This window comes from Paenibacillus polymyxa M1 (assembly GCF_000237325.1).
GTDB lineage: Bacteria > Bacillota > Bacilli > Paenibacillales > Paenibacillaceae > Paenibacillus > Paenibacillus polymyxa_C.
Genome location: NC_017542.1, coordinates 5763514 through 5778767, shown reverse-complemented (window position 1 = coordinate 5778767; position 15254 = coordinate 5763514). Strand labels below are relative to the sequence as shown.

Annotated in this window: 14 protein-coding genes; 8 read left to right on the top strand and 6 right to left on the bottom strand. The window is 44.7% G+C overall.

Features of this window, described 5'->3' with window-relative positions; all coding sequences use genetic code 11:
* Positions 1-52: 52 nt before the first annotated feature.
* Positions 53-1498, bottom strand: a complete 1446-nt coding sequence (locus PPM_RS25980) for a DEAD/DEAH box helicase (protein ID WP_016324917.1) — start codon at positions 1496-1498, stop codon at positions 53-55.
* A gap of 279 nt (positions 1499-1777) precedes the next feature.
* On the opposite strand from PPM_RS25980, the gene PPM_RS25975 reads away from it, so the two are divergent.
* A complete protein-coding gene (locus tag PPM_RS25975; RefSeq protein WP_016324916.1) occupies positions 1778-2188 on the top strand; it encodes a YjdF family protein in 411 nt (136 codons plus the stop codon).
* A 147-nt stretch (positions 2189-2335) separates the two neighbouring features.
* Here the strand turns inward: PPM_RS25975 and PPM_RS25970 are convergent, their stop codons facing one another.
* Positions 2336-2917, bottom strand: a complete 582-nt coding sequence (locus PPM_RS25970; RefSeq protein ID WP_016324915.1) for a TetR/AcrR family transcriptional regulator — start codon at positions 2915-2917, stop codon at positions 2336-2338.
* 322 nt (positions 2918-3239) lie between these two features.
* On the opposite strand from PPM_RS25970, the gene PPM_RS25965 reads away from it, so the two are divergent.
* The 5 genes from PPM_RS25965 (at position 3240) to PPM_RS25945 (ending at position 7628) form a co-directional block, all read left to right on the top strand.
* On the top strand, positions 3240-4301 hold the full coding sequence (locus PPM_RS25965; protein WP_016324914.1) for an LLM class flavin-dependent oxidoreductase: 1062 nt from the start codon (positions 3240-3242) through the stop codon (positions 4299-4301).
* A 26-nt stretch (positions 4302-4327) separates the two neighbouring features.
* Positions 4328-5266 (top strand): alpha/beta hydrolase, encoded by a 939-nt coding sequence (locus tag PPM_RS25960; protein WP_016324913.1) that lies wholly within the window; start codon positions 4328-4330, stop codon positions 5264-5266.
* 294 nt (positions 5267-5560) lie between these two features.
* Positions 5561-6517, top strand: coding sequence for an endo-1,4-beta-xylanase (locus PPM_RS25955; protein ID WP_013373834.1), 957 nt, complete (start codon positions 5561-5563; stop codon positions 6515-6517).
* Positions 6518-6705: 188 nt separating this feature from the next.
* Entirely contained in the window at positions 6706-7257 is a 552-nt protein-coding gene (locus PPM_RS25950; RefSeq protein ID WP_016324912.1) for a TetR/AcrR family transcriptional regulator, read from the top strand.
* Positions 7257-7628: a DMT family transporter gene (locus PPM_RS25945; protein WP_019689038.1), complete on the top strand. Its 372-nt coding sequence runs from the start codon at positions 7257-7259 to the stop codon at positions 7626-7628. The genes PPM_RS25950 and PPM_RS25945 overlap by 1 nt, the downstream gene beginning before the upstream one ends.
* Positions 7629-7736: 108 nt before the next feature.
* On the opposite strand, the gene PPM_RS25940 is transcribed toward PPM_RS25945, so the two are convergent.
* The 3 genes from PPM_RS25940 to PPM_RS25930 are packed head-to-tail and all read right to left on the bottom strand — an operon-like array spanning position 7737 to position 11372.
* A complete protein-coding gene (locus tag PPM_RS25940; protein ID WP_013373830.1) occupies positions 7737-9083 on the bottom strand; it encodes a GntP family permease in 1347 nt (448 codons plus the stop codon).
* A gap of 26 nt (positions 9084-9109) precedes the next feature.
* On the bottom strand, positions 9110-10648 hold the full coding sequence (gntK, locus tag PPM_RS25935) for a gluconokinase (RefSeq protein ID WP_013373829.1): 1539 nt from the start codon (positions 10646-10648) through the stop codon (positions 9110-9112).
* Positions 10641-11372: a GntR family transcriptional regulator gene (locus tag PPM_RS25930; protein WP_013373828.1), complete on the bottom strand. Its 732-nt coding sequence runs from the start codon at positions 11370-11372 to the stop codon at positions 10641-10643. Before PPM_RS25930 ends, gntK begins: the two co-directional genes overlap by 8 nt.
* 213 nt (positions 11373-11585) lie before the next feature.
* Here PPM_RS25930 and PPM_RS25925 point away from each other — a divergent pair, with 213 nt between their 5' ends.
* Both PPM_RS25925 and PPM_RS25920 read left to right on the top strand, forming a co-directional pair.
* Positions 11586-12881 carry a GntP family permease gene (locus PPM_RS25925; protein ID WP_013373826.1) on the top strand — a complete coding sequence of 432 codons (1296 nt, stop codon included), beginning with the start codon at positions 11586-11588 and terminating at the stop codon, positions 12879-12881.
* A gap of 21 nt (positions 12882-12902) precedes the next feature.
* The gene (locus tag PPM_RS25920; protein ID WP_013373825.1) at positions 12903-14048 is read left to right on the top strand and encodes a glycerate kinase; all 1146 of its coding nucleotides are present in this window, start codon (positions 12903-12905) and stop codon (positions 14046-14048) included.
* A 25-nt stretch (positions 14049-14073) separates the two neighbouring features.
* Here PPM_RS25920 and PPM_RS25915 read toward each other — a convergent pair whose 3' ends face one another.
* A complete protein-coding gene (locus PPM_RS25915; RefSeq protein ID WP_013373824.1) occupies positions 14074-15114 on the bottom strand; it encodes a CdaR family transcriptional regulator in 1041 nt (346 codons plus the stop codon).
* Between the last annotated feature and the right edge of the window lie 140 nt (positions 15115-15254).

The window sequence follows — 15254 nt, the reverse complement described above, 5'->3', positions numbered from 1 at the left end:
CATCGGCCGTACTGAACGGGATTGCCTCACTCTTTTTTATACAGCGTACCTTCTACTTATGCCCTTTGCGTACCTTTAAAAGCTTGCCCTTTACGGTAGTATTTTTCATAATCTCAAGCACCAGTGGGCCCTTGCCATTCAGAATCTCAACATCTGTCACATTATCCAGAATCGTAATGATCCCGATATCATCTGCCGTTACCCCATCCAGCTTAGCGATGGTGCCCACAAAGTCGACAGCTCTAAGTTTTTTCTTCTTACCGCCATTAAAATTGAGCTTCATAATTTGTTGGTTTAATTGCTCGCGTTTGTCGTTTTTGAGTACAGTTTTTACATGTAGGTTTCGCTCGAAATCTTCTCTGCGGAGATCTACAGCCTCTTCTGAGGGGGCTTTTACTTGCGGAATTGCAAATCCAATATATGCTTCGATATCAGCTAATCTTTTGCTATCTTTAGGAGTGATTAGAGTAATGGCTTTCCCCGTTTTGCCAGCACGTCCTGTACGTCCTGTACGATGAACATAGCTTTCTTTTTCAAGGGGAATATCGTAGTTGATGACATGGGTGATATTCGTGATATCAATCCCTCTGGCGGCTACATCAGTTGCGATCAAGTAACGGAATTGTCCCCTTCTGAATGCGTTCATTACCTCAAATCGCTCATCTTGCTCCATGCCGCCATGGATGCGATCACATGGATATTCGAGATCAGCCAATGCTCTGAATAGTGTATCTACATGCTCCTGCGTACGACAGAAAATGATGCAGCTGTCAGGGTTCTCAACAATGAGCAGATCCTGTAGCAGAGCCAGCTTGTCCGCCTCCCGCACCTGAATAAGAGAGTGATCAATCGTGGCTGTGGTTACACCTGTCGCCTTAATCTCAATTTCCACAGGATCGTTCATATATTTACGTGACAGTTTGGCTACATCTTCGGGAAAAGTAGCGGAAAACAACATCGTAACCCGGTCATTAGGCAGTGCCTGAATAATCGACTGAACCTGCTCGATAAAGCCCATATTCAGCATCTCGTCAGCTTCATCAATCACGAGATAGGTAATTCGATTTAAAGATAGTGTGCCTCGTTCAATATGATCCAGTACACGTCCGGGCGTACCTACAGCCACATGTGTCCTTTGTTTTAGCTCGGCCTTTTGTATATGAAAAGGATGCTTCCCATAAAGAGCCGTTGCTTTTATCCGCTTAAAGCGTCCAATATTCGTGATGTCTTCAGTAACCTGTAATGCGAGTTCACGGGTTGGTGTCAGAATTAAAGCTTGGGGTTTATTCTCATTCCAATCTACTAGCTCACAAAGTGGAATACCATATGCTGCTGTTTTGCCGCTGCCTGTTTGCGATTTGGCCACAAGATCCTTCTTCTCAAGGGCAACGGGAATAACCTCCGTTTGAATTTCTGTTGGCGTCTCATAGCCCAGGCTATTCAGAGCCCTCACAATTTCTTCACTTAATGGGTAATCTGCAAAATGCTTTTGACTCATTCTCAACCTCTTCTGCGCTGTATTTAAGTACCATTACATATATCATGTCATCGTGTATCGAACTTATACTCAACCAGTATACTCTATTCCAGCTACACTCTAATACATATCAGCGATTAAGTTGCTGTTTTCCAGTAAGGCAACTATACTTTTTCTGAGACGAAAAAACACAGTCTGGTTGGTAGTCCAGGCGCATGGACGACTCTGCAAGAGTGCCGTGTCAGTGACCTTCCCCCCTCGGGATGTCCATCGTTTCGATTTAAAATGAGGGGGATTCAAATGAAGCTTACGATTTATCATGATGGACAGTATTGGGTTGGAGTCGTGGAGGAGCAGGACCAAGGGAAATTGAAGGCAGCCAGGTACATTTTTGGTACAGAGCCTAAAGACGAAGAAATTCTCCATTTTATCCGAGAGGAAATGTGTGAACTTGTTAGTCGGCTGTCACAAGAGGTGGCTGTAAAGGGGTCTGAAACGAAGAAGGTCAATCCAAAGCGGCTAGCAAGGCAGGCAGCGTATGAATTAAGGCGGAAGGGAGTCTCTTCCAATGCACAAGAGGCCTTAAAGTTAGAGTATGAGAAGCGCAAGTTGGAGAAACGTACCTACTCTAAACAGCAAAGGGAATCTATGAAGGCACGGATAAGGGAATTAAAGGAGAAAAAAGCGAAGGAAAAACATCGCGGACATTAATAAAACCTCCATACTTATCCGCAATTGTAACGCATGTTTTATCTCGGCATATGTGAAAACTTGTGTTACGCACAAAGGGCACCCGACTGGGTGCCCTTTAAACTGTCGTATAGAGATTGCTATCCGCTAAAATGAATCCATTCCAAATTACTTAAGCAGTGTCAGTGTTACTTCTATTGTATTATCAATAAATGATCGCTCTGGACGAGACTTTATCATGACGGTCAGACCAATTAACGATACAACTAATGCCTGTGATACAGCCTTCGCATCTAGTCCGATCTCAAGCTCACCTGATTGTATCCCTCGTTCAATGGTTTCTTGAAAAATGACCGCCAGGTACATTTGATGCTCCCTTGTAAGAATTTCAAACTTCTCATCATGGGGCGCAAGTTCAACCATTGTATTAATGCAAAAGCATCCTTTTCTAGGATTTTCCGCATACTCCTCTTCAACCACACCCTCAAAAAAAGTACGAAATGCTTCTTTTACAGATGGAATGCTTTGAAGTTTGGTTCGGATTAAAGAAGCACGGGACATCGTGTATTTGCGTAGCGCGGCTTCGAACAATTCTTTTTTGCCCCCAAAAGTGGAATATATACTGGGGCGTTGAATTTCCATTCTGGAAGTTAAATCACTTAATGAGGTGGCTTCATATCCCTTTTCCCAAAATATTTGCATAGCTGCATCTAAAACTTTCTCTTCGTCAAATTCGCGGATTCGTCCCATAACAATACCTCTCGTTAACTCATGATTTTATTCTTAATGGCTCCATGTATCTGATTATAATGTTCAGTGACATTCATTTTATTACCAATTGGTACGTTATTATCTTATAATTAGTCCTTAAAATTGTCAAATGAAGGTTGGTCTTTCCCGAAAAGAGGAGGTGCATATGAAAGAATAATCAAAGTGGATTTACTATGATTGTTGACAGTATTCTTTTTTGTGAGTTATATTTACTGGGGAAAATAACATACCGTTTGGTATGATATTTTATTGTTATTCAATTGGCACACAAAGAAAGCTATTAGAACGGGAGAGATAGACCATGGAGATAGGTATTACCTCGTTTGTAGAGACAAAGCCTGATGTTCAGACAGGCGAAGTGATAAGTCACGCACAGCGGTTGCGTGAAGTTGTCGAGGAAATTATCCTTGCTGATCAAGTGGGACTTGATGTGTTTGGTGTAGGTGAGCATCATCGAAAGGATTATTCGGCATCGTCACCAGCAATGGTGCTGTCCGCGGCTGCAGCGCAGACACAACGGATTCGGCTAACCAGTGCAGTGACGGTGCTTTCTTCAGCTGATCCGGTGCGCGTTTTTCAAGACTTTGCTACGCTGGATGGTATTTCAAATGGACGTGCCGAGATTATGGCGGGTCGGGGTTCTTTTATTGAGTCTTTTCCTCTGTTCGGCTATGACTTGGATGACTATGATGAGCTGTTTGAACAACATTTGGAACTTCTCCTTAAAATACGGGAGTCCGAAAAGGTAATCTGGAAGGGCGGTCATCGGCCAGCCATTAACAATTTGGGCGTGTATCCACGGCCAGTTCAGAACCCTTTACCAATATGGGTAGGCAGCGGGGGAAGGCAGGATTCTGCTATTCGTGCAGGTCTGTTAGGACTGCCCTTGATGCTGGCGATCATTGGAGGAAACCCGATAAATTTTGCACCGCTTGTCCAGCTTTATAAGAAAGCAGCAGCGCACGCTGGTCATGATGAATCGCAGCTTAGGGTTGGGTCGCACTCGATAGGATTTGTCGGAGAGAATAATGAGCGAGCGGCAGATACATATTTCCCCTCTACGATGGCAGGTATGAATAGATTGGGTAGGGAGCGAGGCTGGGCGCATTATGATCGTTCCAGCTATGATGCCGCGCGCAGCTTTGAAGGTGCGCTGTATGTTGGCGATCCCGAGACGGTTGCTCAGAAGATCATTCATCTTCGCAAGCATGTTGGTGTTACACGCTTTATGCTGTATGTTCCATTAAGCACGATGCCGCATGCCGAGGTGATGAGAGCCATTGAGCTACTTGGAACAGAGGTAGCACCCCGAGTGCGGAAGGAAATAGCCAAGTGGGAAGCGGAGACGGAAAAAAGACTATAAAATAACCTAACATAGGAGTGATTCGCATGGATTTTGAAAATCGTTTATTACCAGAATTAAGGTCAGTAATTGCACAATTCCCCGGTTTTCAACTGGAGGAGAATTTAGAACTGAGCAGAAGTTATTTGTCGAGTCCGCCTATTGAGCAGTCGGAACACGTACGCACGACAAGCCGGATGATTCCGAGCGTTGCAGGCGAGATATTAGTCAAAATCTACGAACCTGCCCAGCGAACTGACGTTAAGCTTCCGGCCATGCTGTGGATTCACGGGGGAGGCTATGTAATGGGGCATCCTGATATGGACGATGCTTTGTGCGAACGCTTCGTGCAGGCGGCTAATTGCGTCGTCGTATCGGTCGATTATCGACTTGCTCCCGAGCACCCCTACCCAGCTGCCATCGATGACTGTTATGCCGCTTTGACGTGGATGACCGATGAAGCTGAGCTGCTGGGCATCGACTTGGACCGGGTCGCAATTGCTGGTGCAAGCGGGGGTGGCGGTCTAACCGCAGCACTTGCTTTAATGGCTCGTGACAAAGGCGGACCAGCCCTTATCTTCCAAATGCCGCTATATCCGATGATCGACGACCGCAATGTTACGGCATCAAGTCATGAAATTACGGCCGATAATGCACCATGGAGCCGGAAGAACAACTTGACGGCCTGGAACATGTACTTGGGTAATCGTACCGAAGATAGCGAGGTTTCCCCATATGCGGTGCCGTCGAGAGCAGAAAGCTTGGCTGGTCTGCCGCCGACCTACACGTGCGTAGGGCAGCTCGATCTATTCCGAGATGAGACGATCGAATATGTGGCACGCCTTGCCCAAGCGGGCGTTGACGTCGAATTTCATCTGTATCCCGGCACATTCCACAATTTTGAAGGGATGGTTCCTCAAGCAGAAGTAAGTCAACGCGCCAGCCAAAGTTATGTAGACGCGATTGCAAGAGCGCTTAATCCTTAAATAATTAAGGAGCGGTCTTCAGGTGATATGCTCCCAAGAAGATAGACAGGTTGAATAATAAAACCTACTACTGTGAAGGGGGTATATCACTTTTCGCAGCAGCCTTTTCTTTTCGTTTCAGAGTTGTTTGGGATTCGTGTTGTGGCTGTTCTGCAATGATGTAAGATTTTTCGGGTAAAATCTATACTTTCACATGTAGCAGAAAACAACTATTCATTCTTATAATTGGAAATGTAAGCGCTTAAATTATTGAGTAAGAGTATTATCAAATTATACGTGTGAGGAGGAGATTTTATGTTAAGAACTAAAGTGGGCAAGCTGGTGAGCAGTTTGGCGTTGGCGGGTGTGTTGTTATCATCTGTTCTGGTCAACCAGGCTGATGCTGGCCTGGCAAATGGAAGCAAATTTCTGGGGAATATCATTGCGGGCAGTGTCCCTCCTAGTTACGGGACATACTGGAATCAAGTGACGCCGGAGAACTCGACTAAGTGGGAATCGGTTGAAGGCAGTCGTAACAACATGAACTGGTCGCAGGCGGATACCGCCTACAATTATGCCCGTAGCAATGGTTTCCCGTTCAAGTTCCATACGTTGGTATGGGGTGCCCAGGAGCCAGGATGGGTTAAAGGACTGTCGGCTGCTGATCAGAAAGCGGAAGTGACTCAGTGGATTAAAGCAGCAGGTCAGCGCTATCCGAATGCGGCGTTTGTAGATGTGGTGAATGAGCCGTTGCATCAGAAGCCGTCCTACCGCAATGCCATTGGTGGTGACGGGTCGACCGGATGGGATTGGGTCATATGGTCGTTTCAACAGGCTAGACAAGCTTTCCCGAATGCCAAACTGCATATAAATGATTATGGTATTATCAACGACCCTTCTTTAGCCGACCAATATGTCAATATTATTAATCAGCTCAAGAGTAGAGGCCTGATTGACGGTATTGGCATTCAATGCCACCATTTCAGTATGGACAACGTCTCAGTCAACACGATGAATACTGTACTAAATAAGCTGTCGGCGACCGGGTTACCGATCTATGTGTCGGAACTGGATATAACTGGGGATGATAATACTCAACTTGCCAGATACAAAGAGAAGTTTCCAGTCCTTTGGCAAAACCCCTCAGTGAAGGGAGTTACGCTTTGGGGGTATATCCAAGGACAAACTTGGAAAGATGGTACACATCTGCTGAACTCTAACGGCACGGAACGTCCTGCGCTCCAATGGCTGAGACAGTATCTGAAGAGATAAGCTATAGGTGGCACTTAAAACCCAACAGATGCGGACTTTTGCTAAATATCCGGGCTGGGTAGTTGTTTATTTGAAGAAGTCTTGGCTGAAATGTTACACGCCCAAGGCTTCTTTTTATTTAGCTTAAACGTATCTTTTGATTGAAACAAAACCGTCTGGACGGTATAGTAAAATGGGTGGTGATCAGAATGAATACAACTAAAAAAACATTAAAAAGAGAATTAATCCTTAAAGCGGCTTCTATAATTGTACAAGAAGAAGGAGTAGAAAAATTAACGTTAGAAGCGGTGGCTAAGAAAGCGGGAGTAAGTAAGGGAGGATTGCTTTACCATTTTCCGAATAAAGATGAATTGATTCTGGGGATGGTTGAACAGCTATCGACCAGCTTTATCACCGAATTTAATGAAAGGGCAGAAAACGATACACATTCCCAAGGTAGATGGACTCGTGCTTATATGAATACGTCATTTTCCGGGGATCAGGACGCAAGTGACCTATTTACCGCTCTCTCGGCAGCACAATTTACGAACCCTCAAATGCTCAAGCTGCTTCAGGATGAGTATGCAAATATCCAAAATAAAATCGAAAACGACGAATTGGACCCGGTCCGTTCTACGATTGTCCGATTAGCTATAGACGGTTTGTGGTTTGCCGAAATGTTTGGACTTGCTCTTCCCAATGAAGAATTGAAGCAAAAAATTATAGAAGAATTAAAGACATATATAAAGGAGAATGAATGATGGCTTATTTTTTCTTGGCAATCTCTATTGCTAGTGAGCTTATTGGTACTTCAATGCTTAAAGCTTCAGAAGGTTTTACGAGACTGTATCCCACTCTATTCACGATTGTCGCGTTTGTAATCTCTTTCTTCTTTATTTCACTAACCCTCAAGACACTTCCTCTTAATATGACCTATGCCATCTGGTCAGGGGTGGGGGCTGTTGCTACAACGGTGATTTCAGTATTGATTTGGAAGGAGAAAATCAATACAGGGAGTATCGTAGGGATTGCTTTAATTGTTATTGGCGTGGTGGTATTGAACCTATTTGGTGCAGGACATGGTGAGGCCAAAGGAACAACAGAAGTAACCAGTTCAATTGTCCAAAAATGAAAAAGTATAATATCACTCCAGTTTGTAAAGAGGCAGTAGATCCTCACTTATCGACTTAGAGGATTCTAAGAAAGATAAGTGGGGGATCTACCGCCCGGAAATCATGGTTTATACGAATAAACTTAGTACTAAGATGAATCCTAATCCGGCTACAGAAATAATGGTCTCAAGCAATGTCCATGTGGCAAAGGTTTCTTTCATGCTTAAACCAAAATACTCTTTAAACATCCAGAACCCGGCATCGTTAACATGTGAAGCTATTAAGCTACCCGCTCCTGTGGCAAGCACGACTAAAGCAAGATTAACGTCGGATTGTCCTAACATCGGAATTACTAAACCAGCGGTTGTTAAAGCTGCAACAGTCGCAGAACCCAGGGAAATACGTAAGATTGCAGCGATGATCCAGGCCAGCAGGATGGGTGATAATGTAGTTCCATTGAATAAATCGGCTACATAGTCACCTACGCCGCCATTAATGAGTACTTGTTTGAAGGCTCCGCCTCCCCCAATGATCAAGAGCATCATCCCAATATGAGTAATAGCAGTTGTACAAGATGCCATTACATCTTTGATTGGAATTTTTCTTGCGATTCCCATGGTGTAGACGGCAACCAGCAAGGAAATCAACATGGATGTTGATGCATCACCAATAAAACGGATCGCTGCCAGTAAACTATTATCCTCAAATCCCATTGTTTTTTGAAGCAAAGTAATAATCGTAGCAATCGACATTAAAATGACAGGAAGCATTGCAGTAAATACACTGATTCCGAATCCAGGAGTTTCCTCAGACTTAAATACTTTCTGTTCACCTAAAGAGGCAATGTTACCGGTTTTCGTAAATGAAGCAGGTACGAGTTTTTTGGCAAGCTTCGTAAATACAGGACCAGCCAAAATAACGGTTGGGATAGCAATAATGAAGCCATAAAGTAAAACCTCACCAAGGTTCGCGCCATATTCACCAGCAATCACGGTTGGTCCTGGATGTGGTGGTAAGAAACCGTGTGTGACGGACAAAGCAGCGACCATCGGAATACCGAGATATAAGATAGAAACCTTTAATTCTTTTGAAATGGCAAATACGATTGGAATTAACAATACTAATCCTACTTCAAAAAATAACGCAATTCCGATAATGAATGAAGCGGCTACGACCGCCCATTGAATATTTTTTTCACCAAATTTGTCAACGAGGGTCATGGCAATTCTTTGGGCCCCCCCAGAATCAGCGATCAACTTCCCTAACATCGCCCCAAGTCCAAAGATTAACGCTAAGTGGCCTAGTGTTCCGCCTAATCCGGCTTCAATGGTTTTGACAATTTCCTCTAAGGGCATTCCAAGGGCTAGGGCCACGCCGAACGATACAATGATTAGGGAAATAAAGGTGTTTAATTTGAAGCCCATGATTAAAACGAGTAATGCTAAAATTCCAATCGCTACAACGACTAATGGCATTGTAATTACCCCCTGTATTTATCCTTTTAGTGTTTAATTAAGCTTCTTTGATAATTGGCAATCCGTGTATAATCGTCTTCCAATACTCTGGATAGGTTAATGAAAATCGGCAGCAACTTTCTATATTCCTTGGTTGCTTCTTCTTTGGGTGCATGTTTGTTGGTACTGCCAATCATTTCAGAGACGACTTCAAATGATTGGATTTTTCCGGTGGCGTACAAGCCTAAAATACAAGCTCCTAGACAAGAACTTTCGTAGCTTTCTGGAACGACGACTTCAGATGCGAATATATCAGACATCATTTGCCGCCAAACATCCGATCTTGCGAAGCCTCCTGTAGCTTGGATTCGGGTCACTGGCCCGTCCATGCATTCGGTTAAGGCCAAAAATACGGTGTATAAATTGTAAATGACTCCTTCTAAGGCTGCGCGAATCATATGTTCCTTTTTATGTGACATCGTTAAACCGAAGAATGAGCCACGTACGTCTGGATTCCATAAGGGTGCACGTTCACCAGCGAGGTAGGGGTGGAATAACAATCCATCAGATCCTGGCCTTACGCGTTCAGCAATTTTAGTCAACACATCATATGGATCAATTCCTAGTCGTTTGGCTGTTTCTACTTCTGATGAGGCAAGCTCGTCACGAATCCAGCGAAGGACCATCCCGCCGTTATTTACCGGTCCGCCAATGACCCAGTGCTTTTCCGTTAACGCATAACAAAATATTCTTCCCTTTTCGTCTGTTTGTGGCTTGTCTATGATGGTTCGAATGGCACCGCTTGTCCCAATGGTGACGGCAACTTCGCCTTTTCGTATCGCATTGACACCTAGATTAGAGAGAACCCCATCGCTGGCTCCAATGACAAATGGTGTTTGTGGATCGATACCCATCTCTTTTGCTAAAACTGAATTACAGTCGGTAAATATTTTGGTTGTGGGTACGAGCTCAGATAGTTGGGAACGGGTTATCCCCGCAATTTTTAAGGCCTCTTCATCCCAATCCAGCTTTTCGAGATTCATCATGCCCATGGCTGAAGCCAGGGAATAATCAACAACATATAGATCAAAGAGCTTTTTGAAAATATATTCTTTAATCCCGATATATTTTTTAACCTTGATAGCGATTTCAGGAAGATCATTCACAATCCAAGCTATTTTAGTTAAGGGTGACATGGGGTGAATGGGTGTTCCTGTTCGTCTATAGACTTCTTGGCCGTTCAAATCATCTTTTATTTGATGTGCCCACGCTTCGCTGCGATTATCTGCCCAAGTGATACAAGGTGTAAGTGGGCGGTCGTGTTCATCCATTGCAATGACACTATGCATAGCACTGCTAAATGAAACAAACGATAGCTTTTTTTGTGAGTGATGTTTCATGATATTCGAAGTCGCTTGTAGGACTGCCTGAAAAATCTCCTCGGGGTTTTGTTCAGCTGTAGCTATATCCGGTGTATAAAGCGGGTACCCGATATTTTCTTGTTGGATAACTTCGCCTTTTTCACTAAATAAAACAGCTTTTGTACTGGTGGTTCCGATATCTATACCTAACATGTAGTTAGTCATTTGGTGGCACGACTCCTTTGGACAGCAGTTGTTGGGACATCCATAAGTCTTCTACTTTACCTTGAACATCATCAAAGTTTACATGTAAAGACTTAATCATAAGGTCTCTATCTTTTGCCTGGATTGCTTCAATATAAAGCTCATGATTTTTTACAATCCGCGAAAAGTCTTCATACTTTTCTTTGAAGCGCATACGCATGGACAAAAGAATGAGGCTTTCCATCACGGGCTTTAAATTATTCCAGATCATCAGGATGTATGAATGATTAACTGCACGAATAATCGTTTCATGGAACAAGACATCTTGATATGAAAACTCATCGGCATCACTGTATTTGACCGCTACTTTCATCATTTCGAGTATTTTACTAAGTTCCTTTGCTAAATCATGAGTGTCCATCTTTATAAGACGTTCAAATACGAAGGATTCTATAAGTAGACGAACATCATAAATTTCTTCTATTTCTTTCTCTGATAGCCCCATAACAACGGCACCCATTCTTTCTAAGCGGATGATATTTTCGGAAGCCAGTATTTTTAACGCTTCACGAATAGGTGAGCGACTTACAGCAAAATCAGCAGCCAATTTATTTTCAGATAATATGGTACCGCTTTCAATTGCACCAGAAATGATGCGCATTCTAAGCTCGGATGTTACACGATCACCAGCAGAGGCTTTTAGAAGCCATTTGGAGGGATATAAGAATTCACTGGACTGAACCATAAATTCACCTTCTCATCAATCAAGTATACTTGTATACAAGTATTATAATCTAAAATTTTAAATTTGCAAGCGTATTCATTAGATTATTTTTGTAAGCCAGTTCGGTTTTTTTGTGCAAATGCACAATCAATTTCGTCTGTTCTTCAATATAATTCACACTCTGCAATCGATATAATGAAAGCGTAATCAAAAATTGCCCGGGGGGTTAGACAGATGGAAGGGTTAACGATCAGTTGGATAGGAGCTCTGGCAGGGCTGGCTATTGCAATTATTTTGATATTGAGAAAGCTGAATCCGGTTTACGCCTTATTTTTGGGAGCTATTGTAGGCGCTTTATTGGGCGGAGCCAATCTGGAGCAAACGATCAGCGTGTTAATTAGTGGTACGCAAAGTGTGATGGGGACGGTCATTCGTGTGCTCGCGGCCGGTGTATTAGCAGGCGTGATGATGGAGTCTGGGGCAGCGGAGACAATTGCACAGGCTATTGTAAAGAAGTTTGGCGGCAGTAAAGCGATCCTTGCCCTAGCGTTAGCGACGATGATTATTACAGCAGTAGGCGTATTTATTCCCGTCGCAGTGCTAATCGTGGCACCTATTGCTTTGTCGGTTGGGAACAAAATGGGGATTTCCAAGCTGGCTCTCCTGCTGGCCTTGTCTGGAGGCGGAAAGGCGGGAAATATTATCTCTCCAAATCCCAATACGATTGCGGCAGCACGCGGGTTTAATCTGGATTTAAGCCACGTTATGTTGGCGGGTGTGGTGCCCGCGATATGCGGATTAATCATGACTGTTCTGGTGGCGTCTATGTTAAAAAACAAGGGCGTGAAGGTATCCGAACAGGATATTATGGATAGTGATGTCGATACGTCGAAGTACCCGGCATTGGGACGGGCAATTGTAGCTCCGGTGGTAGCCGTTATTTTGCTGATGATTAACCCGATTGGTTCCATCTCTGGCATTGAAGCACTGTCGAATTTCAAGGTCGACGCAATGTACATTCTGCCGATTGCCGGGATTGTGGGTATGCTGGCCATGGGACAAGGGCGCAATATTCTGAAGTATTCGGCTTCCGGTTTGAATAAAATGACGGCAACCGTGCTTATCTTGATCGGTGCAGGCGGGATTGCGGGTCTGATCTCTGCCTCCAATTTATCTGCTCAGGTAGTTGGCTTGATTGAAGCTTCGGGAGTTTCTGGCACATTTTTGGCACCGCTTGCAGGGATTCTGATGGCGGCTGCCACAGCGTCGACCTCGACGGGCGTTATTTTGGCGACTGGCTCGTTTGGGGAAGCCATTTTGAACATGGGGACTGCCCCGTTAGCCGCCGCTGTAATGGTGCATACAGGAGCTACCGTCATTGATTCCTTACCACAGGGCAACTATTTTCACGTTACGGCAGACAGCATGAAAATGAGCATTAAACAACGGATGGGATTGATCCCTTATGAGGCTATTGTGGGCGGAACTATGGCGATTGTAGCAACAATCATATATGGATTTATACTTTAATATTCACGATGGGGTGACAAAATGAGAGAGAAAACATTTGTACTGGCACCGGACTCTTTTAAAGAAAGCATGACGGCAAAGGAAGTGTGCATCGCAATGGAGAAAGGGCTGCGCAAGGTCTATCCGACAGCCCATTATGTCCACGTTCCGATGGCAGACGGCGGTGAAGGAACGGTACAATCACTGGTGGATGCGACAGGCGGACAGCTTCGTTACATGGAGGTGACCGGACCGCTTGGAGAACCTGTAAATGCGGCATACGGCTTGCTGGGAGACGGCACCACTGCGGCAATCGAGATGGCATCTGCCAGCGGAATCCATCTGGTTAATAAGGACAACAAAAACCCGTTAAAGACAACAACCTACGGCACGGGAGAGTTAATCCGTGAGTGTCTGAACCAGGGAATTCGGAAAATTATCATTGGCATTGGCGGAAGCGCAACGAATGATGGCGGTACAGGTATGGCAGAAGCGCTAGGGGCTAAATTTCTGGATGCAGCAGGCAATCCTCTTCCACGTGGCGGCGGCAGCCTGGGCGAGCTGGCTAGTATTGATATTTCATCCCTGGACGACCGCTTGCAGCAGGTGCAATTGATTGTAGCCTGTGATGTGACAAATCCGCTCTGCGGAGAGCATGGGGCATCCCGTGTATTCGGCCCGCAAAAAGGGGCAACGCCAGAAATGGTGCAGCAATTGGATGCCAATCTTGCCCATTATGCGGATATGGTGAAGCAGCAGCTGGGCAAGGATGTACGCGATCTTCCGGGCGCAGGTGCAGCAGGTGGCTTGGGTGCGGGCTTATTGATTTTTACTCAGGCGACGCTGCAAAAAGGCATTGAAATCGTGATTGAATACACTGGCTTAAAGCAGAAGCTAGCCACGGCCGATATCGTATTGACGGGGGAAGGCGGCATTGATTTTCAGACCAAATTCGGTAAAACTCCGTACGGAGTAGCTCAGGCAGCCAAACAATCCGGCAAAAAGGTCATTGCGGTCGCAGGTTATATCGGGGAAGGGATCGACACGCTGTACAAGGAAGGAATAGATGCAGTGTTTGGCATCGTGCCGGGAGCCTCGGAGCTGGGTAAGCTGCTGGCCGAAGGACCGCAAAATGTAGAGCGTACGTGCGAGAATATCGCAAGAGTACTTCAATTCAATGAGAAATGAACGGATTCTCGCGTGATCCGGCAGTTTATTGATACAGCGCCAATAAGCCGTGCGTAAGCTCAAAAAGCTGAAGGAGATTCCGGGGATCTTTGCCAGTTAAGGTATGGATGCGCTTCAGGCGGTATTGCAGTGTATTTCGGTGAATGTTTAATTCATCTGCGGTGAAGGAGACACTGCCGTTATGGTTAATAAAGCTTCGCAGCGTATCCAGCAAATCCACGGTATCTTCCAGCTTGCTAACCAGATGAATCGTGTTGGTCAGGTTGGTTTGGCTTAATTTGACCAGAAATTCGACTTCAACAAAAGAAACGATCTGCACAGGCGGACGCAGTGCTAGTAAAACATTCATAGCGGACTTGGCTTGCATATAAACATTGGCAATGCTGTGTTCTTGTCTGCTGATGGCAAGCAGCACATCGGGATGGCTGCGTACAAGTGGTTCCAACAGTTTGGCGGTTGGTTCCTGATTTTGTATCAGGATGAGATAACTGTCTTCCTCCATCCGAAAGGATGGGTGCTGCATCAATATATTGGATAACTCGGCCAAATGAGCAGGATCTGAAGGAAGATGCTTTACATATACAGCCGAAGTTTTGAGAAGCAAATCAATGTGATATTGAGCAGCTTCTTTTTTTATTTTTTGGGTGTAGGCTCCCTGATGATTTAACAGCATTTCCAGTACGGATTTTTTACGGTTGGCCTCGTGGGCCAAATGCTCCAAGGAAATGCGCTGTTCAATCAGAAGAGACACCGTAGTTTTAACAATATTGCAAAAAGGACGCACTTCGTCAGGATTGCCTGAAATACCAATGACACCGACTAGCTCATGATGAATGACAATTGGTTCATTGGTTCCCTTTTTCTCGTAATGTCCGTCCTGCCACACTTCAATCATTTTCTCGGTTTCGAGCGCCTGAACAGCCCCCTGGTGAATGGTTCCGATTCGTTCACTCTCGCCGCTGCCAATGATGATGCCTCGTTCATTCATAATATTGATGTTGTATGGAATATCCTTCATCATTTTGTCTACGATGTCTTGGGCTTGTCTTTCGGAGAGCGGAAACAAATCAGGACTCCTCCTTTATCTAGTGATGTAAGGTGTTTTACTATATCGCATTTTTGAAAGGGTTTTCAATTCGTTGTGCATCTGAACAATATAATAGAGCAGGGCGCTGAACGTGTCAGCCTATTTTATCATAGATATCA